Source organism: Nocardioides sp. CPCC 206348 (assembly GCF_048654705.1).
Lineage (GTDB): Bacteria > Actinomycetota > Actinomycetes > Propionibacteriales > Nocardioidaceae > Nocardioides.
Map to the genome: position 1 here is coordinate 3225 of NZ_JBMCZA010000149.1, position 542 is coordinate 3766.

Sequence of the window (542 nt, forward strand, 5' to 3'; positions counted from 1 at the left end):
GCCCTGACGACCGACCTGCGGCTCTACGTCGACGGCGCCGTGGTCGACACGGCGCTCGGAGTGACCCTTCTCGTGGGCACCGGCTCCGCAGCGTGGTGGCACGTCGGGTGGACCGACACCACCGGGCTCGTCGGACTCGGCAATCCAACGCCGTACTTCACGGGCTCGCTGTCCGGTGTCTTCCGGACGACGACCGCACTGTCCGGCGCCACCGTCTCGACCCTGGCGGGCGCCGCGTCGTCAACGGCGTACGTCTCTGCCCTGAGCGGGGCCCAACACGTGTGGATGCTCGCTGAGGGTCGTACGGCGACCTTCGCGACCGCGATCGCCTACGTGACCGGTGGCAACCCCTGCGCGCACGTCCGCCTCGGGTGGACCCTCGGTGCGACCACAGCGTTCACGCCGACGGCGCTCGCTTCCCTGACGAGTTCTGGCTGGCTGCCAGCCAGCCCGGCTGCCGCACCTGCAGGGGGAGCGAGCCACGTCCTCACCACGTCGTACTCTCGTGTCCCGGCGGGGTACGACACCGATGTCGCGGGCCT

Annotated in this window: 1 protein-coding gene; it reads left to right on the forward strand. The window is 71.0% G+C overall.

The features are described from left to right. Nucleotides 1-542 (forward strand): hypothetical protein (locus tag ACOADB_RS10235; RefSeq protein ID WP_378597878.1); only part of this gene is annotated, 542 nt, incomplete at both ends.